The organism is Anaerostipes caccae L1-92 (assembly GCF_014467075.1).
Taxonomy (GTDB): domain Bacteria; phylum Bacillota; class Clostridia; order Lachnospirales; family Lachnospiraceae; genus Anaerostipes; species Anaerostipes caccae.
The window spans coordinates 3433030-3456678 of record NZ_AP023027.1 but is presented as its reverse complement, the minus strand read 5'-3'; the positions used below and the strand labels follow the sequence as shown (position 1 = coordinate 3456678).

The window sequence follows — 23649 nt, the reverse complement described above, 5'->3', positions numbered from 1 at the left end:
AAATCATGTATGAAGCAATCATATTTGATATGGACGGGGTTATCATAGACAGCGAGATCGTCTATTATAACTGGCTTAAAGAACTGTTAATTGAAAAGGAATGTATGATTCCGGAAAATGAACTGAAAAAGATTGTCGGTTTATCAAATTCCCAGAGCCGCCAGATGATGATGGAATGGTTCGGCAGGGAAAAGGGCAGCAGGCTTTGGGAAACTTATTGTGAGGAGGAAGAGGGATATGAGCTTTCTTACAGGGACATCATTAATCCTGGTACAGAAGAGATACTCATGCTTTTGAGAAGACATCATATCAAGACGGCACTTGCTTCCTCCAGCTCTATGGAAGAAATATCAGAGGTGCTGGATGAAATCGGGTTCAGAAAATATTTCCCGGTGATTTTAAGCGGAGAAATGTTTCAGGAGAGCAAGCCAAACCCGGAGATTTATACAGAGACGATGAAGTGCCTTCGTGTGGAACCGGAGAGGTGTATTGTTCTTGAGGATTCTGATTATGGCATCTGTGCGGCAAAAAGTGCAGGTGCCCATGTGATCGCTCACAGGGAGGACAGATTCGGGTTCACCCAGGAGATGGCAGATCATGTGGTCCGTGATATGTATCATGCAAAAGAGATGATCAGAACAAAATTTAATTTGTAAAGTCGGTGATAAAATTGTAAGCGATCGTTATAACAAAAAATATAATAGTAATGAGCCGGATATTAACTGGAAAAGTTTCTATAAAGGGGTCATGGCCCTCGTAATTCCGATGGCCTTGCAGAACCTGATCAATACAGGCGTCAGCGCCTGCGATGTGTTTATGCTGGGAAAGGTGGGAGAGACTGCGTTGTCTGCGTCCTCACTTGCCAGACAGGTGCAGTATATTATGTCCCTGTTCCTTTTTGGTTTAACCTCCGGGGCAACTGTACTTACTGCCCAGTACTGGGGGAAAGGTGATAAAAAAACCATCGAGAGGATACTCGCTATGGGAATGTGCATGGCAGTCGCAGTGACTGCCATATTCACGCTGGTATCCCTTCTGATGCCTGAAACGCTGATCAGGATTTTTACCAATGAATCCGAAGTGATCAGAGAAGGAGTCAAGTATCTGCGGATTTTGGCGTTTTCTTATATAGCCATCGGAATTACTGATGTGTATCTGTATATTATGCGGAGTGTGGAGCGCATTAAAGTTGCGACGGCAGTATACTTAAGCTCTTTGATCTGCAATGTAATCTTAAATGCGGTTTTTATTTTTGGAATGTTCGGCTGCCCTGCAATGGGGATAAGGGGAGCCGCCTTAGCAACGCTTCTGGCAAGAATTCTGGAACTGATCCTCGTAATCGGATATGCAAAAATCTATAACAGGGAAATTCTTTTTCGCATGAAATACTTTTTCCATATGGACTCCGGGCTGCTGAAAGATTTCCTTGTGTGTGCAGTCCCTGTGATCTTAAATGAAGTCTTGTGGGGAATTGCCAACTCTGCGAGTACAGCGATCCTTGGGCACATGGGGAGTGCGGCGGTAGCTGCAAATTCAGTGGCTCAGGTCACAAAAGAGATGTCTATGGTCGTGAGTTTCGGAATCTCTAATGCGGCAGCAATTTATCTGGGGAAAACCATCGGGGAGAAGAAGTATCAGCATGCCAGAGCCTATGCGGAGCGTTTTGTAAAACTCAGCATTCTTCTGGGAATCGGAAGCGCTGTGATCATTCTCTTATCCTCTCAGATGATCATAATGGTAATGGCTATGACGCCGTTAACCAAGGATTACCTGCGGTTTATGATGTGTGTAATGGCTTACTATGCGGTTGCCCAGACCCTGGATGAAACTGTGATCGTGGGGATTTTCCGTTCCGGCGGAGATACCAGATTCGGACTGATCATAGACCTGACGGCTATGTGGGGATGTTCTGTTTTGCTTGGAGCGGCAGCAGCTTTTGTATTCCACTGCAGTGTACCGGTTGTGTACGCACTCCTGATGAGCGATGAGCTGGTGAAAATTCCGATCATCTGGGGCAGATATAAAAACTGCAGCTGGATCAGAAATATCACGAGAGAAATAGAATAGGTTTTATCTTATCATTGCACGTTCTGTTTCTATCGGTAATTTTTTAGTGAATAGATGAATATAGTGTAAGAACAGAGTCAGACGTTCGGGAGGCAGCGGAATGGAAAAGAGGTTTATGCAGCCGGCAGCGCTGGGGCTGGCTGTAGTATTTGTTTCCACTGCTTTATACGCTTATTGGGGAAGGCCGGGACATATGCATGAACTGACCTTTCTCAGTAATTTTTCTGCCGGTATTTTTCTGTTCGGAACCCTTCTTTTAAGATTTGCAGGAAAGAATGTTCCGCAGATTCTGTATTTTGACTGCACGATGCTGTTATTTCTGGTCCTCATGGTGTGCACGGCATTTACCGGTCAATTTAAATTTAACGGCTTATTTATGTTCCTGCATTTTCTCAATCCTGTTTTCATGGTATTTTATTTTTTTCTCTTCTGCAATATGAACTTTGTACAAAAAAGCAGACAGATTTTCTCTGTTATGATCGCTCCGCTGCTCTATCTGTTATTTGCGGCGGCATATGGAAATGTAACGGGAGATTATATCTACTTTTTTCTGGATATAAAAGAACATGGTTATGTTTACTGTGTATCGTTTGTGCTGCTGCTTTCCGCTGCTGTGGTGATGATAGGCTGTGCCATGTTTTATCTGAACAAAATAATTTTCAAAAACAGGAAGAGTATTTAGAAATATTGTGCTGCTGCATGTAGAGATAAATGAAACTTAGAAGATGAGAGCAGAGAGGTATAAAAAATCACCACGGATTGTAAGGCAGAATACATAAGTAAACAGCTGTATATTCTAAAAGTTCAGGTCCAGAATAATTGATTCATGGATACCTATTTGAGTTTATTCAATGTAAAAAAAAGAATGGAATGTATAGATGAAAGATAGTTATACAGAAAGCCGGCTTACGCCGGCCTTTCTGTTATTTGGTTCCCGAAAAAAATCTCTCTTGTATAGAACTCCAAGACACTCTTTTTGTCTGTTCCGTGGACTGTAAATAAATATCCAGGCCGCAGGACTTCATTTCTGTCAGCATCCCGGCCTCTGCTTCACTGACGCAGACAGGTCCCACCAGATTAATTCTCCCAGGCCCTCCGCCAATACATCCAATTTGCAGTTCCTGATACCGAAATCCATTCATGAAGGCTGTATATGCTCTCTCCACATCTTTGAATAAAACAAGAGTGGACGTCTTGATACCAAGTTTGTCATCTTTCCATTTTTGTGCAGCTTCTTCGGCCGAGAGAATTTCCAGAGTAGTTCCCGGGGGCTTTGCCATGTCAAAAATCTGTTTCATAAACGAATCATTTTTAGTTGCGTCATCCACAATAATGATTCTCTTTACTCCATTTTTCTTCACCCAGCCTGTCACTACCTGACCGTGAATTAATTTATTATCAATTCTTACTAACGATGGATACATATTTGTCACCCCCTCTTTTTATACGTCTTGGCAGTCTACAGTTACACGGTAAGCATCAGGTGCGGATGCTGCTTCAAAAGCTTTCTGGATATCTTTTAATCCGATTGTTATCCCTTCCAGGCATCCGCTGACATCGATGGTCCCATTACTTAAAAGTTTTGCTGCCTCCTCAAAGTCGCCGATCCCTCCGCCCATGGTCCCGATGATTTGGATCTGGCGGTAATGAATGTCATTTGGACTTATGTGCAGTTCGGGTTCCGGATATCCTGCTGCAAATACAAGGAATTTTCCTCTGTGTTCTCTGAGCATTTGAAGACATTGGTCATACGCTTTTGTTGCTCCCACTGCACCGATCACAATGTCGGCGCCTTTTCCTTTTGTCAGATCAAATACTGCGTCAGCTGGTTCCGTCTCCTTTGCATGTATAGTTTCAAATCCCATAGATTCTGCACGTTTCAGTTTCTTTTCTGTCAATTCACTGACAATAACTCTTGCCCCATATGCTCTGGCGGTCAATGCATTAAGAAGACCCATGGTACCCGCCCCGACAACAACAACGTCTTCTTGTGGCTGGATGTGCAGCTTTTTAATTCCGTGGATTACGGTTCCCAATGGTTCTACGAAGCCGGCCTGGGCAGGTTCCAGTTGATTAGATACTTTGATTGTATATTTTGCATCTGCCAATTTATAAGTTGCGATTCCCATATCACCTTTATATCCGTCCGGTGATACGGCATCAAAATCAATATTTGTACACTCAAATGTATTTCCTGCCCGGCAGGCAGGGCAGTCTCCGCAGAAAATGTAACCGAAAGCCACCCTGTCTCCCACAACTATGTTTTTAACATCTTTCCCAGCAGCTGTAACAATTCCTGAATTTTCGTGGCCTCCGGCCATAGGGTAGCCCTGTTTTTCCCTAAGGCCCATCCACTGCTGATAATCAGTAGTGCAAAGATTGCATGTGTCCAATTTTACCAGAACTTGATGATCTCCGATCTCTCCCAGCTCCCTTTCATGTACTTCTGCCGTATGGTCTTTTATAAGGACTGCTGTTTTTGCTTTCATTATTTAAGAACACTCCTCTCCGTTCCTTCTTCCAAAGGGGCAATCTCTCTGTATTTTTTTGCCTTGCCGGCGGAGCCGAACAAATTTAAGTAATATTTTAACTTATCTTTGTAAGCAAAATAGGCAATGTCATCAATTTCAGGCAGATATTTTCCTTCAAAGCCTGCTTCTATCATGGCATCTTTTGCGGCATCGTGCAGATCAGTAAACACATTTATTTTACAAATATGTGTTTTGGCCGCTTTTCCAAGATTTTCGTCACCTCCGCCGGAACCTCCGTGGAGTACCAAAGGGATACTTACCTTTTCTTCGATAGCTCTCAGACGATCAAAATCAATCTTTGGCACAATTCCCTTATTATATTTTCCGTGAGCAGTCCCAATAGCCACAGCCAGACAGTCAACTCCAGTCCTATCCACATATTCTGCCGCTTGATCGGGATCTGTATAAAGAGCTGTATTTAGATTGTCCTCCTGATCTGCCTCTCCAACATGTCCCAGTTCACCCTCTACAGTAACTCCGCAGGCATGGGCTGCCTTTACAATCTCAGTTACCTGACGGATATTCTCCTCAAAGGGCAAGTCTGAACGGTCTGCCATAACAGAGGTGAAGCCTGCGTGAATACAATGCATTGCCTCTTCGAATGTGGCCCCGTGATCATGGTTAATGGCGACAGGTACACTAACCTTTTCTGCCCACCGTTTGGCATAATCCATAAATCTGTAAACATTAGGCATATAATTATAGTTCAAAATCAGAGGGCTTCCGCTTTCCTCTGCAGCATCTAAAGCAGCCTGAGTGGACCACTCATACCAAACATTTGAAGCGCATACTGCATAACCTTCTTCCATTGCATCTTTTAATAATTCTTTCATTGTCACTAACATTATGATTCCTCCTTTATGAAATTACTGCCAGTATACCAAGGCTCCCCAAAACCAGGCCCACAGCAAGTACCATGACGGCGGTTTTTAAAAAGCTTTTATATTTTCGTGTAAATAGATAGGTTCCAGTCAATATTGCCAGAGGAACCAATCCGGGTGCCAATCCGTCCAGAATTTTCTGTACTGCAAACTCTCCTGCTTTTGTTGTTACCGCAAATGGAATTTTAACACTGATAAAGCCTGCCGCCAGTGCACCCATCATAAAAAGCCCGAAAACACTGACTGTTGTGATCAGTTTTTTGAATCCGCCGCTGCCAAGCAGTTTGGTTGCAGATTTTGCTCCCAGATTGTATCCTGTCATCCATGTACGGTAAGAGACAACAATCTGAATAATGATAAAAATTGTCCAGGGTGCAAGCGCAGAAATTACAGAACCCTTTGCTGCTCCCGCCAGGAAGAGGCCGGTCAGCAGCGGCTGCATGGTTCCCCAGATAATCGAATCACCGATTCCTGCAAAGGGACCCATAAGGCCGGTTTTCACTCCCGTAATCATTTCTCCTTCCACAGGATTTCCCATGGCTTTTTGTTCTTCCATGGCCAGGGCAATTCCTGAAATTGTGGAACCAAGAGTAGCTTCTGTGTTATAAAATTCCAGATGCCTCTTTAATGCATCTTTCAGGCCTTCTGTGTTGTCTTTATACATTTTCTTCAGACAAGGAATAAAAGAGGCACAAAAAGACATACCCATCTGGCGTTCATAATTTTGGCTGGTTGCGGCAAAAATATTCCATAGTATAAAAGATTTTCTTACATCACGTTTTGTCAAAAGGCTGTGGGAAACAACCGGAATTTCTTCTTCTTGTTCTTCCGGTTCCTGTTTTACATATTTAACAGTAAACAGATAGAATAAAAACGCTATGAAACCACCGGCAATTGCGGCTCCGATTGTAGATACCCCCGTGTATTTGACAAGGAAAAAACCTATAACAAAAAATGGAAGAAGAATTGGCTGTCCAATTACAAAGGCTACAATTCCAAATCCAACTGCGGGCATAATGCTTCCAGCTACGGTAAGACCATTCATAATGAAGTCCGGAATTATTGTGAGTACATGTTTTACAAACGGGCTTCCCAGGTATACGGCCAGCGACAAAGGGATAAAGCGCAGTACAATCCGGACCAGCTGGGGATATAGAAAAGCACAGAGATAGATTTTTTTCGTGTCTCCTTTTTCTGCATACCGATCTGCCAGATGTGCTACTCCAGTCATGACAATCTGCTGAATATTCTGCAGCTGTCCCATGAGCACTCCCACAGGGATTGCCACTGCCACAGCAGACTGAATCGGCATTCCGGATTGTAGGATGATAGGAACGGCAATGAGTGTAGCTGCCGTCTCATCAGAGGCCACCTGCCCTCCCGCATAAATCATACCAAGGTAAATGAGCTGAATACTGGCTCCAATCATAACCCCGTGAGTTACATCTCCCATGACCAGTCCGGCCCATACTGCACAGGGAAGCGGTGAAAATGCAATAGAACCATATGGTGCAATACTTTGTGCGAGCCAGTAAAACAGTCCTATTAAAACTGCCTGCAATATTGTGATTTCCATGGCGTTCCTCCTTTCCTGCCTATTCGGCTGTTTCTTTAAAAACTTCTCTAAGTTCTTCTTTTGTAATTCCTACGGTATAACCTGGTGTTGCCTGCCACATATCAATATCTACAGATTCTGTTAGTTCATCTACATATTCTGCCGGATTCTTGATCCCCAGATCAGACATTTTAGATGGAAGGCCAATTTCTTTAAAAAAGGTTTGTGTTTTTAAGATCCCTTTCAGAGCTGTTTCCTCCGGATGATCAAGGTTTGGTTCGATTCCCCACACCTTTGATGCATATTGCACGTATCTTCCCAGGTTTTTCTTATACAGCTTTTTCATGATCGGCGGAATTACAAGAGCAATTGTAGCCCCATGTGTCTTATCAAATTTCCCTCCGATTGCCTGAGCAGCGGCATGAATTCCAGTGTCACTGATTCTTCCAAGGCCCATTGAGCCGTTATTGGCAAGACTGCTTGCCCACATAAGAGCTGCCCGTGCTTCATAGTTATCCGGCTCTCGCAGCGCGATGGGGGTATATTCAATGACGGTCTTTAAAAGGCCTTCAATGAGCCGGTCAATCATAAATGTCCCTTTTGAATTTGTAAAATAGTTTTCCATAATATGGCTCATCATATCACAGGCCCCGCAGGCCGTCTGAAATGCCGGCAGGGAATAAGTCAGCTCCGGATTCAGCACAGCAAACTTTGGCCGGATTGCTTCCCCTGCAATTCCAAGTTTTTCTCCAGTTTGATCGTCTGAGATCACAGAAAACATACTTCCTTCACTGCCTGTGGCAGCCAGGGTGAGAATTGCCCCTACCGGAAGTGATCTCTCTGCATAAGTCCCGGTGCATAAGTCCCATGCATCCCCATCATAAGCGGCTCCTGCGCCTATGGCCTTGGCTGTATCCAACACACTTCCTCCTCCAATACCGAGGACAAAGTCAGCCCGTTCTTGCTTTACCAAATCAATTCCGTGTTTTACAAGGGAAAATCTCGGGTTGGGTACGACCCCTGAAAGCTTGCACCAAGAAATTTTTTCTTCCTCAAGACTGTCTGTTACTGTTTTCAGGAGGCCGCACTCTGTGATTCTTTCGGTATCATAAACGATCAGTACTTTATTTTTATTAGTATATGGTTTTATGTAGCTTCCGGTTTCCCTCTCTCTGCCTTTGCCAAAAATATAGCTTGTTGGACTGCAGTACTCAAAATTCAGCATTTTTTACTCCTTTCATTCTCTCATGTTATATCCTACCGTTTCATACTTTACATTTTCATATTATCCTATTTCGTATTATCTGTCAAAGGATTTTATTTCCACTCGATTTATTTAGTGTATCGTTACAATATCATTCCTGATTTTTTGTGAATTTGACACAAAAAAAGGAGTACCAGATTTTCCGGTACTCCTGTGGTTATTCTATTATTTTATCTGTTTTCTGTCAGTCATCTCTTTTTCCAAACTTGATACATAACGGCTGAGCAGACTATTCAGTATCTTTTGTTCGTCTTCTGTTAGTCTTTTATATGCCCTGATTTCCCGCTCTCTCATGGCCGAAAGAGTCTCCTCAGCATACACTTTTCCCTCTTCAGACAGCTTAATAATTTTTTTCCTCCTGTCTGTGGCGTGCTGGCAGCGCACAACAAATCCAAGATTCTCAAGGCCATCCAGGATTCCTGTCATGGTCTGGCGCGGAATGAATAAATCATCTGCCAATTCTGACGGTGCGACTCCCCCCGATTCCCTTAAAAGCTTATCCAATACCTGATAGACAGAATAGGATCTTCCTGTTTTCTGACACCAAGTCTGGCATAGAAAGTCCCGTTTCCCCATCAGATAATTCAGGTCCAGTAGTCTTAAATTAATCTCTTTTCTATCTGCTTTTGCCATGTGTCCTTCTTTCTTACTGTGGCTGCAGATTCAGTGCAGTCTCCAGATCCACAACTGTTTCAGGAAACAGAGCCATTAAATGAGTTTTTAACGCGGCAAAATCCATAGATTCCCGCATTGTCAGTGCTTCCATCAGCAGTGAAAGATTAACTCCTGCGATACATCCAAACGGAAATCCTCCATAAGGCCATTTTTCCAAAAGCAGTTTTCCGGCAGTATTTCCGGGAGTTCCCCCAAATATATCCGCAAATATTAATGTTCCATCCACAGATGCTATACTCTCTGCTGTCTTATGAACGATACCTGTATATTCTTCCAAGCCCTGGCCAAATTTCAAGCCTAATACTTCAAAACATGGCTGTTCCCCTATAATCAAGTTGACTGCAGACTGAAATCCCTCTGCAAGTTCAGCGTGTGTCAATAATAAAATTTGTATCATATAAAACCTCCTCATACTAAAGTTCCACAAATGTATACGAAAAACAGGATATCCTGCAGTCATACCCTCCGGTATGTGCGGTTTATCCAAAATGGAATGTAAAGTATAGATTCGGCAGCTGTATTACTATTTAATATTATACTGATTCGTATTATATGTCAACAGAAATCAGGTTTTCTGCACTTCTTATAAGTCCCGCACAGGCTAAGATGTTTCAAAGATGATTGGTCCGGTGCAAGCCAGTATGTATTCCAGTACAGAACCTCTGACAGCAGCACTTTTTTCTGTATTTTTTCTAGGTCAGAACTTTAGAATGTCAGACATTTTAGGAATGGATTGTATTATAGCAGGGATTTCGATGCTTGGTTTTTTTGAGAAGAAATAAAATTAAGCCATAATAAAATACATTTAAAAACTCCAGGGGACTTAGTCTTCTGGAGTTTTACCTTTTTTACAGGCTGTTAGGATGAGGCAGACCTGCATTTCCTTTTGAATTTTCCGAAAACTGTTTGACTGCAGCCGGAAGTGCAGAACGAAAGATCACAGAAATATAAGTAATTAATTCTTCTTTGCTCTGCTGTTCCTGGTGGGTAATCCATTCTACTATTATACCAGCCGTTGCTTCTGTATAAAATGCAGCCAGAAAAGATTTAAAATGATGGGGCAGAATTATGTTCGTTTCTTTTTCCGCCCTTTTGATAAGAGATTCTATAATCCCGACAAAATCTGTGTAGAAAAACCGTTTCAGCTGGTCCCTACCTAAAGAGTCATAGATATTATTCAAAAACTTATTATTTTTCTCTATATAGTCTATGACAAATAAGATGACTTCCTCATAATCAACAATCAAATCAAATTTCTTTACCACATCGATTGCTTCCTGTTCCAATGTCCATTTCAGCAAATCATAAACATCTGTAAAATGATAATAAAAAGTTTTTCTATTTACCTTACATTCCCGAATAAGTTCACTCACTGTAACTTTAGAGAAGGATTTTTGGATAACAATGCTTTTCAGTGCTTGGGCAAATAGTTTTTTTGTATTTAAACTTGTAACTTCATATTTCATGTTTAAAGTCCCCCTGTAACTTTAATATACAGTTGACCATCAAATAGTTCAATGGCTATTTTTCTCTGTTTGACCATCAAATTGGATAGATTTGACCGTATTTTACTCAATCGTGGAAATATGACCGTACGATTCAGACAGGCAGTTCGCTATAATAACTTTCAGGAACAAGAAAGGAGATAAGAGATTATGGAGACATGTGCAAAGAAATATTTCTATGAAATAAATATGGTCACACCGGCGGGAATACGATATGGAAGTTTGCAGTTAAACGTAAATCAATATGATGTATCTGGTTATCTTGAAATTTTAAATCATCGAAACCCTGTATCAGGGAAAATATTGAAAAACGGACAATGCGAATTTGCCGGGATATTAGTTTCTCTCATGCGCAAATTACAATACACAGCAATAGGAAACTTTGATTCCCATTCGATTCAATTACTACTAAAAGGAGAAAAAAACAGTTACCAGCTATATGGAACCGCAAAGATCGGAGGAATGGATGATGGGATATATAGAAATGAAAAATAGTTACAAAACATATCAGATGGGGGATTCGGTTATATATGCGAATAAAGATGTGAATTTTTCAATTAAAAAAGGAGAACTTGCCATAATATTAGGCGCTTCCGGTGCCGGAAAATCTACAGTGCTTAATATTTTAGGCGGCATGGATACAAATGATAAAGGAAACGTCATGATAGACGGCAAAGATATATCGAACTATACACCCAGACAATTAACGGCTTATCGCAGAAATGATGTAGGTTTTGTATTCCAGTTTTACAACCTTGTACAAAATCTGACAGCAAAAGAAAATGTGGAATTAGCTTCTGAAATCGTAAAAAATGCACTGGATCCTGTTCAAGTTTTAGAAGATGTGGGGCTGGCAAATCGTATCAATAACTTTCCGGCACAACTTTCCGGCGGGGAGCAGCAGAGAGTTGCGATCGCCAGGGCTATTGCAAAAAATCCTAAAATTTTGCTGTGCGATGAGCCAACTGGTGCTTTGGATTATCAGACAGGGAAACAGGTGCTGCAAATACTGCAGGATATGTGTACGAAAAAAGGGGCAACGGTTGTCATTGTTACACATAATGCGGCAATCGCTCCAATCGCTGACCGTGTGATTTATATGCACGATGCCGGAGTCAAAGATATTAAAGTCAATGCTAATCCGAGAAATATAACAGAAATTGAATGGTAGGTGGCAGACATGAAAAAGAAGAAATTGTGGAAAGACATAAAAAAGTGTTTTTCCAATTCCAAAGGACGTTTCATATCCATATTCTCTCTTATGTTGTTAGGCTCCTTTGCTTTGGTTGGTCTTAAGGTGACCGGGCCAAATATAAGAAAAACAGGGATTCATTATTTTAAAGACCAGAATTTATCCGACATTACCGTGATTGGCGATTATGGAATCGACGAAGAGAATCAGAAAGTGATCAATCACTTATCCGGTACGGAAAAAATAGAGTACGGATATTTAAAAGACGTTGAAATAAAAGGCTCAACAGAGGGACTTCGCTTGTTTTCCAATCCAGAGACTATTTCAAACTATAATTTAACAGACGGCAGAAATGCCAGAAAGGATAATGAAATCGTTTTATCAGATACTTATGCAAATCAATATAAGATTGGAGACACAATTCAATTTATTGAAAAAGAAACGATTACAGGAGAAAAAGTTTTAAAGAGACACTCATTTTCTGTTGTAGGATTTGCGAAATCACCGGAATTTTTATCTTCTATTAACATGGGACAGTCCACTTCCGGATCAGGTGAGTTAAAGGGGTATGGTTTTGTCAATGATACAGTCTTTGATGCTGACTATTATATGTTGGCACGAATGACTTTCAAAGATACGAAAGGATTGAACCCGTACTCTGATAAATACACAGATGTTATTCAAAAGCATAAAAATAAATTGGATAAGCTGGTGAAAGATCAGCCCGGGCTGCGTCTGAAGAAAATCAAACAAGAGTATCAGCGTCAGATTGATGATGGACAGAGTCAAATTGATAAAGCAAAGCAAAAGTTATCAGATACCAAAGATGAGCTTGCAAATGCGGGCGAACAAATAGAAAAAGCCAAAACAAAAATTCATGCATCTGATACGCAATTAGAAAAAGCACAAAAGCAGTTAGCGTCCGGGCAAATACAGTTAAACAAAAAGTGGACTCAATTACAATTGGCGAAACAGGCATTGGACAGTGCAAAAGTGACATTACAGGAAACAGAGACACAGTTAAATACAGCACATCAGGCAATCAGAAAAGGCCGCGAAAGTATAAAGGCTGCAGACAGTGAGATTTCTGTAAAAGAAACTGAACTTGTCCGTGCAAAAAAAACGATTGCTGCCAGTGAGAAGCAATTAGAGGAAAAGACTTCTGAATTTCATAAGAAGCAGCAGGAATATAATACCGCATATACTGCATTTTCCAAAAAAAAACACGAATGTGAATCTGCCCTTTCTTCCTGCCGGCAAATGATTGATTCGCTTACCGGACAGCTAGCCGACCCATATATTTCTGATGAAGAAAAAGAAAAAATAAATCAGAAATTAACAGCTGCAAAGGCAGAGCTTGAGAAGCTGGAAGCAGCCAAAACTACACTTGCTGAAAAGGAGAAGGAATTAAATGATGCAAAGCAGGAATTGGATAATGCAAAGCAGGAATTAGAGGGGGCAGCCGCAAAATTGAATACTGCCAGACAAGAATTATCAAAGAATGAAGCACAGCTGATTCAGGCAAAACAGGCAATATCAAAGAAGAAGCAATTATTAAAACAGAAGGAAGCTCAATATAACAGCGGCTATTTGAAATATCAAAGGGGTATTTCATCGTATAATCAAAGTTTGAACAAATATTATACTGGTTTATCTGCATGGAAGGATTCCTTTGAAACCTTATCTTCTAAACAAACAGAATATAAGAAGGGTCTGAAAAAATTAGAAACCGTGAAACACGAACTTGAAGAAAAAGAGAAAGAATATAAAAGCGGATTAAAAAAGTTTAATGAAAAAAAAGACAGCGTGGAAAATGAAATAAGCAAAAATGAAGAAAAACTGGGTGACGCCCAAGAGAGTATGAACAATTTAACCTTACCGGTTTATTCCCTGAACACACGCAGGGAAGTTCCAGGATCTGAGGGGTACAGAATCTATGATACGATCTCTGTAATTATTGATTCTCTGGCAAATGTATTTCCGATTTTCTTATATCTTGTAGCTGCATTAGTGACCTTAACAACGATGACACGTTTTGTAGATGAAGAAAGAATGAACTCCGGAACATTAAAAGCATTAGGGTATACAGACACAGATGTCATGAAAAAGTTTACAGTTTACGGTTTGATTTCCGGCTTATCAGGTACTTTTGCAGGCATCGTTCTGGGGCATATATTAGTACCGCTAATTGTTTATAATGCTTATGGAGCGAGTTTTGATATTCCAAGTATAGAACTGCATATTTATCCTAAGGCAGCTATGACTGCACTGTTTCTGGCAGTGGTGAGTGCGGTGGTTCCGGCCTGTATGGCTGCTTACAGAGAATTAAAGGAAAAACCATCTGTTTTACTTCTGCCAAAACCGCCAGCTAAGGGTTCTAATATTTTTCTTGAGCATATTAAACCTGTTTGGAACAAAATGAATTTTACGCATAAAGTAACGGCCAGAAACATTTTCCGTTATAAAAAAAGAATGTTGATGACAATCTTCGGCGTATGTGGGGCGGTAACATTACTATTTGCCGGATTCAGTGTTCAGAATTCTATTTCCGGAATCAATGATAAACAGTTTGGTGAAATTATTAAGTATGATTTAATCGTTGCCCAAAATCAGAACCTAACCGAAGAAAAACAAAAGGAAATAGATTCATTATTAGACAGTGAAAGTGTAAAACAACAACTCCCGGTGTATTATGAATCTATTTCGAAAGTGGCAGGCAAAAATCAAGATAAGCAGGAAATCAAACTAATTGTCACAGATGATGAAGCAAAGTTTGATGATTATATCTCTCTGGAACATCGTAAGAGCCAGACAGCCATAGATTTACAGAGGAGTGGCGGAGCGGTTATTTCAGAGCGATTGGCAAAATTATTAAATGTTGATATCGGTGACAGCTTTACAATATCGAATACTAATGATCAAGAGCATACTGTAAAGGTTGCTGATATAACAGAAATGTATACCGGACATTTTATGTTCATGAATCATACTTGTTTTGAGAAATCATTTTCAAAAAAGTATAAGTCCAATGCGAATCTGGTCATTTTGAACGATCATTCCACAAAGAATGCCAGAGTACAGGCGGGAAAATTTATGGAATCGGACAGTGTAAAAGGGGTAGTCCAAAATATCACATTAACTAATCAAATTGATACGATTGTCCGTTCATTGAATAAAGTCATGACAGTGTTAATAATTGTAGCTATTCTGCTTGCTGTAGTTATTCTTTATAATCTTACAAACATTAATATTGCGGAGCGTATCAGAGAACTTTCAACAATAAAAGTACTTGGATTCTATGATAAAGAAGTAACCATGTATATTTATAGAGAAACAATCATTCTTTCTTTGTTTGGCATCTTAGCCGGATTCGGATTAGGAGATATTCTTTATCGATACATCCTTGCCGTTGTTCCGCCTGATGAAGTCATGTTTAATCCTGCATTAGGAGCAAAAGCATTTGTTGTTCCGGTGTTATTGATTGCATTAATTACTGTGATATTAGGTTATACCATGAATAGAAAACTGAAAAAATTAGATATGCTTAGTGCATTAAAATCTGTAGAGTAAAAACAGCGATATTTCCTAAAAGAGGATGCCTTAAAATTAGACGCATACGCACAAGGAAGTAACTTATATTTGCAGAGCAGCATAGACGAAAGGCTATGCCGCTCTGCTTTTTCTTTGCCGTTCAATGGTTTGTGCGTCCTCATTCTGCTCCAACTCCCCGAAAAAGTTCCAAATGATATGGATTTTCTGTCGGCGGTGTCCGCTTGACTTATGGGGGGCGTGGACGATTATCTTTTTCGCAAACTCATTGACGATGGTGGGCGTCAGTTCCTTTTGCTCCGTTTCATACTCGGCGGACAGCTTCAATGTTTCTTTCCGGATATAGTGCATGGTGCAGTCGCCTGTGTTGCTCTTATACCTTGCACAGCGGTAGCAATCCTGCTCTGGGGTTATGTTCTTTCCCGTTGCAAAATGCAACTTGCTCCCACAGTCGGCACAGTACAGCAGCCCGGAGAACAGCCCTTGCCGTTCCGCTTGCTTTGCGGGGCGGTTTTGACGAAGATCTGAGAAAGATTTTTCAAATTTCTTCTCTCATTTCATCCTACTACATTTTACCGTTCATCTTTCTCTTAAAATATGTGTACACACATCATAGTATTGATTGTAATAGAGCATAGATACACAGTTTAAGAAAAATAGTTTGTAACTATTTACATTACAAAGCTGTTGTTGTATAATGAGTTTGTAATAATTTATATTACAAACAAAAGGAGGATACACAAATGGAAACAGTTGTATTAGTTGGAGGTAACGGTTATATTGGTCGTGAGATCACGAGACAATGGTTAAAAAGAAATTCGGCGGTACAAATTTATGTAACCAGCCGGAGCGAACGGCAGGAAATTAAAGACAGCCGTGTTCATCACATTCAGATAGATGTAAATGACGCTGCCGCATTTGAAAAGTCTTTGCCTGAAAAAGTCGATTACATCGTAAATCTTACTTATGGAAGCATGGACGCACTGAAAACAATCCGTGATTTTGCTGAAAAACACGACTGCCGAGCCATTGGAAATCTTGGCTGTAATGCACGCGTTACTGGTTTTGAGGACTTTGTAAAAATGAAGGAAAATGAATTGCAATTTCTTCGGGAAGGAAAAGTACGCGTTGCAAATTACGACGTAACTATTGCTTATGGTGCTGATAGAAATGATGACCTTTTGAAAGCGGTTCAATCCGGTGCCTTTGATGAATTACCGCCGGTTCATGTTGAAATTGCAGCACGACTTTTGATTGACCGATTAGTTAAAGATTGGATTGCATATCTCAACTAAAAAAGTAGCAAACAAACAGAAGCATTGTTAAACATAAATTGACAGCTCTAACCATGGGGATTTCGCTTGTTTATTGTAATGCGAGTTGTTACAATAAGTGAGGAGGTGTCATTTATGAGAGTGAGCACACAATTTACGATTGCAGTTCATGCGCTTATTATGATTGCATATTTTCCAGATATCCGCGTCACCAGTGAAATGGTTGCGGAAAGTGTGGGAAATAATCCCGTCATTATCAGAAACATTTACGGGAAACTTAAAAAAGCTGGTATATTATCAATTCAACGGGGAACAGGTGCTACATCATTAACAAAAACAGCGAATGAGATTACTTTATGGGACGTTTATCAAGCAGTAGAAACAGATGCTGTTGATGAAATCTTTAAGTTTTCTGATACGTTATCGGGTGCCTGTCCAGTAGGTAGTTCCATTAAAGAATTATTATTTATTCACTTACAGGAAGCCGTCAACTCATTAAAAGACTCTTTGTCTAAAACAACGATAGAGGAACTTCGATTTGAAATCGAAAGACATTATAATCAAAAAGTTGATTTTGCTGTCATTGTGGATTGGTATAAAAAGAATGGTTTTGATACCAATTCATCGACAAACCACCAAAATCACGGTAAATAAAAAAACCGTCGTTTGTATAGTGAAAAAAAGATAAGCAGAGGCTGTAATAAAGTTGCGTTTTTAAGAACATGGCGGTATCAGGGAGGTATCGCTATGTCTTTTTATATTTGCTTTACGCCACATAACAGCATGGGTAAGGGTTTTATACTCGTACCCCTCTAAATGGCGTTCTACTGCGTAACAATTTTCTGTATGGAAGCGTATTAAGGGAAAAGAAAAGACGAGCAAAAAGCGTTATGCTTCTCGCTCGTCTTTCGCAGCAACCTGTTTGTCAGCCGTTAAGTTAATTGCTTCCAATGATTTCCTGTCGGCGGTTGCCCTTATGGAGGCATTCTCTTTTATAATAATATTGATTGACAGCGAGGATGAATTGTGCTAGAATTTGCCTATAAATAGGATAGTGATTGAAACGTAAGCTAAACCTATGTACAGAAATATTTATTTGAAAGCTGAGGCTTTCGGGTTTATTTGTGTACATAGGTTTTTTTGTTTCTAAGAATTGACAGGCAAATCCATTCTTTTGAATATAATCCTGCAGTGATACCGGAAAACCGGATAGGGAGGAAGGAAAATGAAGATCTTTAAAGCGCTGAACAACAATGTGGCAGTGGTTCTGGATGAAGACGGTCAGGAAAAGATCGTCATGGGAAGAGGCATCTGTTTTAAAAAGAGGGCAGGTGATGATTTAAACCCTGAGGCGATCGACAAGACATTTTTTCTTTCCGGAACCGAAGCCCACAATAAGTTCCAGGTACTGATCCAGGATGTCCCGATGGAGCATATTGCCATCGGGGAGGAGATCATCTCAGAGGCGAAAACGAGACTGGGGAAAAAACTGAATGATATGGTTTACATTTCCCTCATTGACCATGTACATACCTCGATCGTCCGGTTTTTGGACGGTGTGACGGTGAAAAATGTTCTGCTTTGGGATATCCGCAGATTCTATAAAGATGAATATCAGATCGGACTGTGGGCCCTAAACTTGGTCGAAGAAAAATGTAAGGTCCGGCTCCCGGAAGATGAGGCCGGGTTCATTGCATTACATCTGGCCAATGCCCAGATGGATGACGACACGATGCACAACATGTATGAAATCACCCGAATTATGCAGGAAGTAGTCAATATCGTAAAATACTTTTTCAAGATAGAGTTTGACGAGGACGACGTTTATTATTACCGTTTTGTGACGCACTTGAAGTTCTTTGCAAAGCGTCTGATCGAACACACGGCTTATGAGGAAGACAGCAGTGACGGCCTTTGGGAAGTGATCAGAGAAAAGTATCCGGAGGCTTTCCGGTGCACTGAAAAGATTACGCAGTTCATTGCAGGAAAATATGAATATGACCTGTCAAAAGAAGAGCAGCTTTACCTGACGATCCACATTGAGCGGGTTATGAACAAAACAAAAAAGCAATAAATTTCAATTATCATGTACGCCAGGATGGTGACATTTGGTTGGCCAAACCTTCATAAATATAATTTCAATTAAATGGAGGTAAGAAAATGGGTAAGTACGAAACACTGGCAAAAGAAATTGTCAAAAATGTAGGTGGAAAGGAAAACGTCAGCAGCCTTGTCCACTGCATCACAAGGCTCAGATTTAAACTGAAAGACGAGAGCAAAGCGAAGGATGATGTGCTGAAAAACATGGACGGCGTGGTCACAGTGATGAAAAGCGGCGGACAGTACCAGGTGGTCATTGGCAATCATGTGCCGGATGTCTTTGCGGAGGTGATGCCCCTGCTCGGACTGGCAGAAGAAGCAGGGCAGGAGGAAGACCCAGAAAAAGGAAGTCTGTTTAACAGGGCCATTGATACGATTTCCGGGATTTTTCAGCCGATCCTTGGGATCATGGCTGCCTGTGGTATGGTCAAGGGTTTGAATGCTCTGTTTGTAGCATTGGGTCTTTACTCAGATGCCTGCGGAGGTTATCTTATTTTAAATGCCATCGGAGATGGGCTGTTTAACTTTCTGCCCCTGTTCCTCGGCTACACGGCAGCAAAGAAATTCAGACTAAAGCCAATGCTCGGCCTGGTGATCGGAGCCATCATGTGTTATCCGACCATTCAGAACAGCGCTTTGTCAGCCGGAGGAAATGCTCTCTATACACTGTTTGGCGGAACAATGTTTGCATCTAAAGTTTATACGGATTTCTTTGGTATCCCATTAATCGGCATGGATTATACAGGGACCGTAATTCCAGTCATCTTTGTCGTCTATTTTGCTTCAAAATGCGAGAAGTTTTTTAACAAATTTATCCCCGATTTAGTAAAATTCTTTTTTGTCCCGATGCTCACACTGCTTGTGGCAATCCCGGCAGGACTGCTGGTGATCGGACCTTTAGCGACTTTTGGATCCACCATTATTGCAGAGGCAGTTATGACTGTCAGAAATTTCAGCCCGATGCTTGCAGGAGCCATTGTGGGGCTTACATGGCAGATTCTGGTGATTTTCGGCCTGCACTGGGGCTTCATTCCGGTGTACATCAATAATATTATGACAAATGGTTTCGATAACGTTATGATGCCGTTTTTTGCCTGCACTTTTGCCACATCGGCAGTCGTTCTGGGTGTTTTCTTTAAGACGAAAAATAAACAGATCAAAGAAATGGCAATCCCAAACTTTATTTCCGGTATCTTTGGAGTCACGGAGCCGGCCATTTACGGAATTCTGCTCCCTTTGAAAAAACCGTTTATCATCAGCTGTATCGTGGGAGGCATCGGAGGAGGATTCTACGGAGCCTTTAATTTCAGAAAGTTTATGATGGGAGGCATGGGTATCTTTGAATTCCCGGCAATGATCGAACCGGACGGGAGCATGGGGAACTTAATCGTAGCAGTCGTTGGTGTGATCATCAGCATGGTTTTGGGATTTGCCGCGACCATGATCTTTTATAAAGAAAAGCAACCAGCCGTTGTACAAGGGACAGAAGACCAGGACAAGGATCAGCTGGAACCAGAAGTTACGGGGCAGGAAAAAATCATGAAACAGCTGGAAATTGCAAGTCCTATCAAGGGCAGGATATTAAAACTGGAATCCGTCAAAGATGCGGCTTTCGCATCAGGAGTTCTTGGAAAAGGGGCGGCGGTTTTGCCAGAGGAAGGAAAAGTTTATGCCCCTGCATCCGGTGTCGTGTCAGCCTTATTCCCGACACTCCATGCCCTGGGAATTGAAACCGATGACGGAGTACAGATCTTGATTCATATTGGTCTGGATACCGTTCAGCTAAACGGAGAAGGCTTTGAGGCTATGATAAAACAGGGGGACCGGATTGAAAAAGGACAGCTGCTGATCACCTTTGATAAGGAGTTTATAGAAAGCAAAGGCTATTGCGTCGAGACACCTGTACTGGTTTCCAATTCTGATGACTTTCTGGATGTGGTGGAAACCCGCGAAGAATATGCAGATGCAGGTGACCTGTTATTGAATGTTCTGAAATAGGAGGATGAGCACATGGGATTTCCAAAGAATTTTTTATGGGGCGGAGCAACGGCGGCAAACCAGCTGGAAGGCGGTGTATTTGAAGGCGGAAGGGGTCTTGCAAATGTAGATGTTTGTCCGTCCGGAGCAGACCGGTCTTCGGTCATCGCAGGGCACCGAAAAATGCTTAAAATGGATGATAAACACGAGTATCCGGCAGCAGAGGCTGTGGACTTCTATCATCACTTTCGGGAAGATATCCGCCTGTTTGGGGAAATGGGATTCAAGGTTTACCGTCTGAGCATTGCCTGGACCAGAATCTTTCCGAATGGAGATGAACAGGAACCCAATGAGGAGGGACTGCGTTTTTACGAAGAAATTTTCAAAGAATGCAGGAAATATCACATCCAGCCATTGGTTACGATTTCTCACTTTGACTGCCCGGTCTATCTGATTGAGAAGTATGGGGGATGGAGAAACAGAGAAATGATTCGTTTCTATCTGCGTCTCTGTGAAGTGTTATTCACCCGATTTAAAGACGATGTCACCCACTGGCTGACATTTAATGAGATCAATATGATCCTTCATGCACCATTTATGGGAGCAGGCATTTACTTTAAAGACGGTGAAAATGAGGAACAAGTGAAATATCAGGCTGCCCACTATGAGCTGGTGGCAAGTGCGCTGGCGACAAGGATGGCCCATGAAATAAATCCTGAAAATAAGGTGGGATGTATGTTTGCGGCCGGCAGCGCTTATCCGTATACCTGCAGGCCGGAAGATGTCTGGGAGGCACTGCTTACTGACCAGGAAAATTATTTCTTTGTGGACGTACAGTCCAGAGGATATTATCCGTCTTATGCGGTGAAGAGGCTTCAAAAAAAAGGAGTTTTTCCAGTGATGGATGCAGGAGACGCAGAGATTTTGAGAGAGTATACCGTTGATTTTATTTCTTTTTCCTATTATAACAGCAGATGCATCGCGGCACCGGGAGGCGGACAGGAGGAAGCAGAAGGAAATCTGTTTAAGTCGGCAAAGAATCCTTATCTTTCTTACAGTGACTGGGGATGGCCGATCGATCCGCTGGGGCTGCGCATTACGTTAAACCAGGTGTATGACAGATACCAAAAGCCATTGTTTATTGTTGAAAATGGATTGGGAGCTTTCGATGAACCTGATGAGAACGGTTATGTGGTAGATGATTACCGGATTGAATACCTGAGGGAACATATCCGTGCCATGAAAGATGCTGTGGAGGAGGACGGAGTGGAACTGATGGGGTACACTTCCTGGGCTCCTATCGATTTAATCAGTGCCGGAAGCGGGGAGATGAAAAAACGGTACGGATTTATCTACGTGGACAAACAGGAAGACGGCAGCGGAACACTGGCCAGATCAAGGAAGAAATCTTTTTATTGGTATAAGAAAGTCATAGAGACGAACGGGGAAGAATTGTAATTAGCTTTCTATATGTTCTTCAAAGGTGTCAGGGAGCTCAAAACAAGAGGTTCCTGACACCTTTTTCTTTGTGTTAAAATTTCCTTTTCTGAAGGATAGATATTTTCACAAAGGTTAAGGCCAGACCGTAAATAAACAAAAGCAGTACAGCAGGAAATACTTTTATTCCTATAAAATAGGGTTCTTTGGCGAAGGAATCCGGAAGAAATGAAATCGGCGGTACGATCCAAAGAATAAATTTTGAGACGGGAAATGCCGCCGTCAGAGAAGTTTTGATCACTGATACTATGTCGACAAGTGTAATCATGAGTAAAGCAGATTTCCTGTCTTTTATGACTCTGGGATGAGACAGCTCACCCAGACTGCATCCCATAAATGCAGAAGAGGACAGCAGAAAAAATCCAAATATGATATCTTCAGGCAGCAGCTTTCGGTCAAACAGCATCTGGCTGTTGGACAGATTGATCAACACTGGGATCAGCAGGCAAAGCAGAGCAGTCAGCATGCTGAGGCTTAAAAGAAACAGGGCATGTCCCCAATCGTATTTATTCGTGCTGCGCAGTCTCAAGATCATAATCTGTTCCGACGCTGTATCTTCCAGGCTGCAGACAGAGGTACCGATCCATGATGAAATCAGAAAAACAAACAGACAGCAGCTGGCCAGGCTGGCCACCACACTCACCGGTTTTGTTGAATATAAAGTAAACAGCATCACAACGAAAGCGGCAAATGGCATAACAAATTTATTTGACTTCAAATACTGCAGGTATTGATATTTTATGAGACCGCTAATGATCCGCATCTTCCATCCTCCTTAAAAGCCATCCTTCCTGTATCATATATGCGATCACAGGATTGCTTTCCGATTCTTTTACTTCTATTCTATATTTACCGCAGCAGCTTTTGATTCGTCCTGTACACAGATCAGGAATTTCAGCCCCTTCTTTCTTATCAAACCATAGAATATAATGTTTTTCTGCCGCATTTTCCGGACTGTCTGCCAGGGATAAATGTTTCCTGTCAATTTGATACACTGTGTCACTGATACTGTCAATCAGATATTGTTCGTGGCAGGACATAAGAATAGTCATTCCTGTTCTGCGCAGTTCATTTATTTTTTGTATGAACACATCCTGAGAGTCTGTGTCCTGGCCGGACAGAGGCTCGTCTAATATTAAAACATCAGGAGTTTTTAACAGAGCCTGTATAACTGATACTTTCTGCAACGTTCCTTTTGATAAATGTTTTATCGGGATATCCAGCATATCAGATAAAAAGAATTCTTCACACAGCGCCTTATACCTTGTCTTTACATCCTCAGTACTCAGACCATCCAGATATCCCATATGCCGGAGGTATTGTCTGGCCGTGAGATTCATTTTAGGGAACCGCTCAGGAACATAGTGGAACAGAGGAGCACCGTAATATAGGACATTCCCATGTGTGGGACGTATTAGTCCTGCGAGCAGTTTTAATAATGTACTCTTTCCGCATCCGTTGTGGCCCGTAAAGGCGATGGATTGATTTTGGGATATGGAAAGGGTCAGATCCTGTAAGATGACCTGTTTGTTATATGATTGCGTGATGTTTTTTAGTTCTAATAGATGGTCCACAATTCTCC

23 protein-coding genes are annotated in these 23649 nt (G+C 41.5%); 12 read left to right on the top strand and 11 right to left on the bottom strand.

The genetic code is table 11. From position 1 onward, the window contains the following. The first annotated feature begins 5 nt into the window (after positions 1-5). From ANCC_RS16920 to ANCC_RS16910, 3 genes are all read left to right on the top strand, one after another. Positions 6-656, top strand: a complete 651-nt coding sequence (locus tag ANCC_RS16920) for an HAD family hydrolase (RefSeq protein WP_006568237.1) — start codon at positions 6-8, stop codon at positions 654-656. A gap of 91 nt (positions 657-747) precedes the next feature. Next, on the top strand, positions 748-2067 hold the full coding sequence (locus ANCC_RS16915) for an MATE family efflux transporter (RefSeq protein WP_006568238.1): 1320 nt from the start codon (positions 748-750) through the stop codon (positions 2065-2067). A 100-nt stretch (positions 2068-2167) separates the two neighbouring features. Next, positions 2168-2749, top strand: coding sequence for a Pr6Pr family membrane protein (locus ANCC_RS16910; protein ID WP_006568239.1), 582 nt, complete (start codon positions 2168-2170; stop codon positions 2747-2749). Positions 2750-2990: 241 nt separating this feature from the next. Here the strand turns inward: ANCC_RS16910 and ANCC_RS16905 are convergent, their stop codons facing one another. From ANCC_RS16905 to ANCC_RS16875, 7 genes are all read right to left on the bottom strand, one after another. Further along, on the bottom strand, positions 2991-3491 hold the full coding sequence (locus tag ANCC_RS16905) for a PTS sugar transporter subunit IIB (protein WP_006568240.1): 501 nt from the start codon (positions 3489-3491) through the stop codon (positions 2991-2993). Positions 3492-3509: 18 nt separating this feature from the next. Further along, positions 3510-4556: a zinc-dependent alcohol dehydrogenase gene (locus ANCC_RS16900; RefSeq protein ID WP_006568241.1), complete on the bottom strand. Its 1047-nt coding sequence runs from the start codon at positions 4554-4556 to the stop codon at positions 3510-3512. Beyond that, positions 4556-5443, bottom strand: a complete 888-nt coding sequence (locus tag ANCC_RS16895) for a class II fructose-bisphosphate aldolase (RefSeq protein ID WP_006568242.1) — start codon at positions 5441-5443, stop codon at positions 4556-4558. Before ANCC_RS16895 ends, ANCC_RS16900 begins: the two co-directional genes overlap by 1 nt. A gap of 13 nt (positions 5444-5456) precedes the next feature. After that, positions 5457-7055 carry a PTS system mannose/fructose/sorbose family transporter subunit IID gene (locus ANCC_RS16890; RefSeq protein ID WP_006568243.1) on the bottom strand — a complete coding sequence of 533 codons (1599 nt, stop codon included), beginning with the start codon at positions 7053-7055 and terminating at the stop codon, positions 5457-5459. Between the two features lie 19 nt (positions 7056-7074). After that, positions 7075-8259 carry an iron-containing alcohol dehydrogenase gene (locus ANCC_RS16885; protein ID WP_006568244.1) on the bottom strand — a complete coding sequence of 395 codons (1185 nt, stop codon included), beginning with the start codon at positions 8257-8259 and terminating at the stop codon, positions 7075-7077. Positions 8260-8463: 204 nt separating this feature from the next. Next, positions 8464-8931 (bottom strand): MarR family winged helix-turn-helix transcriptional regulator, encoded by a 468-nt coding sequence (locus ANCC_RS16880; RefSeq protein WP_006568245.1) that lies wholly within the window; start codon positions 8929-8931, stop codon positions 8464-8466. A gap of 13 nt (positions 8932-8944) precedes the next feature. Continuing rightward, positions 8945-9370 carry a PTS sugar transporter subunit IIA gene (locus tag ANCC_RS16875; protein ID WP_050754300.1) on the bottom strand — a complete coding sequence of 142 codons (426 nt, stop codon included), beginning with the start codon at positions 9368-9370 and terminating at the stop codon, positions 8945-8947. A 220-nt stretch (positions 9371-9590) separates the two neighbouring features. Here ANCC_RS16875 and ANCC_RS18090 point away from each other — a divergent pair, with 220 nt between their 5' ends. Continuing rightward, positions 9591-9755 (top strand): EamA family transporter, encoded by a 165-nt coding sequence (locus ANCC_RS18090; RefSeq protein ID WP_006568247.1) that lies wholly within the window; start codon positions 9591-9593, stop codon positions 9753-9755. Positions 9756-9821: 66 nt separating this feature from the next. Here the strand turns inward: ANCC_RS18090 and ANCC_RS16865 are convergent, their stop codons facing one another. Beyond that, positions 9822-10439, bottom strand: a complete 618-nt coding sequence (locus ANCC_RS16865) for a TetR/AcrR family transcriptional regulator C-terminal domain-containing protein (RefSeq protein ID WP_006568248.1) — start codon at positions 10437-10439, stop codon at positions 9822-9824. Between the two features lie 189 nt (positions 10440-10628). Between ANCC_RS16865 and ANCC_RS16860 the strand changes: the two genes are divergently transcribed. From ANCC_RS16860 to ANCC_RS16850, 3 genes are read left to right on the top strand one after another with little or no spacing between them, the layout of a single operon-like run. Beyond that, positions 10629-10973 carry a hypothetical protein gene (locus ANCC_RS16860; RefSeq protein ID WP_006568249.1) on the top strand — a complete coding sequence of 115 codons (345 nt, stop codon included), beginning with the start codon at positions 10629-10631 and terminating at the stop codon, positions 10971-10973. Continuing rightward, positions 10945-11649: an ABC transporter ATP-binding protein gene (locus tag ANCC_RS16855; protein ID WP_006568250.1), complete on the top strand. Its 705-nt coding sequence runs from the start codon at positions 10945-10947 to the stop codon at positions 11647-11649. The genes ANCC_RS16860 and ANCC_RS16855 overlap by 29 nt, the downstream gene beginning before the upstream one ends. Positions 11650-11658: 9 nt before the next feature. Then, positions 11659-15240: an ABC transporter permease gene (locus ANCC_RS16850; RefSeq protein ID WP_039946922.1), complete on the top strand. Its 3582-nt coding sequence runs from the start codon at positions 11659-11661 to the stop codon at positions 15238-15240. A gap of 93 nt (positions 15241-15333) precedes the next feature. On the opposite strand, the gene ANCC_RS17745 is transcribed toward ANCC_RS16850, so the two are convergent. Continuing rightward, a complete protein-coding gene (locus tag ANCC_RS17745; protein ID WP_267904118.1) occupies positions 15334-15687 on the bottom strand; it encodes a DUF4368 domain-containing protein in 354 nt (117 codons plus the stop codon). Between the two features lie 275 nt (positions 15688-15962). Between ANCC_RS17745 and ANCC_RS16840 the strand changes: the two genes are divergently transcribed. The 5 genes from ANCC_RS16840 (at position 15963) to ANCC_RS16820 (ending at position 22028) form a co-directional block, all read left to right on the top strand. Further along, complete coding sequence (locus ANCC_RS16840) at positions 15963-16514, top strand: NAD-dependent epimerase/dehydratase family protein (RefSeq protein WP_006568254.1); 552 nt, start codon at positions 15963-15965, stop codon at positions 16512-16514. 114 nt (positions 16515-16628) lie between these two features. Further along, on the top strand, positions 16629-17147 hold the full coding sequence (locus ANCC_RS16835; RefSeq protein WP_156340709.1) for an Rrf2 family transcriptional regulator: 519 nt from the start codon (positions 16629-16631) through the stop codon (positions 17145-17147). A 571-nt stretch (positions 17148-17718) separates the two neighbouring features. After that, positions 17719-18567 (top strand): BglG family transcription antiterminator LicT, encoded by an 849-nt coding sequence (gene licT, locus ANCC_RS16830; RefSeq protein WP_006568256.1) that lies wholly within the window; start codon positions 17719-17721, stop codon positions 18565-18567. Positions 18568-18653: 86 nt separating this feature from the next. Continuing rightward, on the top strand, positions 18654-20591 hold the full coding sequence (locus ANCC_RS16825; RefSeq protein WP_006568257.1) for a beta-glucoside-specific PTS transporter subunit IIABC: 1938 nt from the start codon (positions 18654-18656) through the stop codon (positions 20589-20591). A 12-nt stretch (positions 20592-20603) separates the two neighbouring features. Further along, complete coding sequence (locus ANCC_RS16820; protein ID WP_006568258.1) at positions 20604-22028, top strand: 6-phospho-beta-glucosidase; 1425 nt, start codon at positions 20604-20606, stop codon at positions 22026-22028. Positions 22029-22101: 73 nt separating this feature from the next. On the opposite strand, the gene ANCC_RS16815 is transcribed toward ANCC_RS16820, so the two are convergent. Together ANCC_RS16815 and ANCC_RS16810 are read right to left on the bottom strand one after the other, a co-directional pair. Next, on the bottom strand, positions 22102-22830 hold the full coding sequence (locus ANCC_RS16815) for a hypothetical protein (RefSeq protein ID WP_006568259.1): 729 nt from the start codon (positions 22828-22830) through the stop codon (positions 22102-22104). After that, positions 22817-23641 (bottom strand): ABC transporter ATP-binding protein, encoded by an 825-nt coding sequence (locus ANCC_RS16810; RefSeq protein WP_039946985.1) that lies wholly within the window; start codon positions 23639-23641, stop codon positions 22817-22819. The genes ANCC_RS16815 and ANCC_RS16810 overlap by 14 nt, the downstream gene beginning before the upstream one ends. Positions 23642-23649 lie beyond the last annotated feature (8 nt).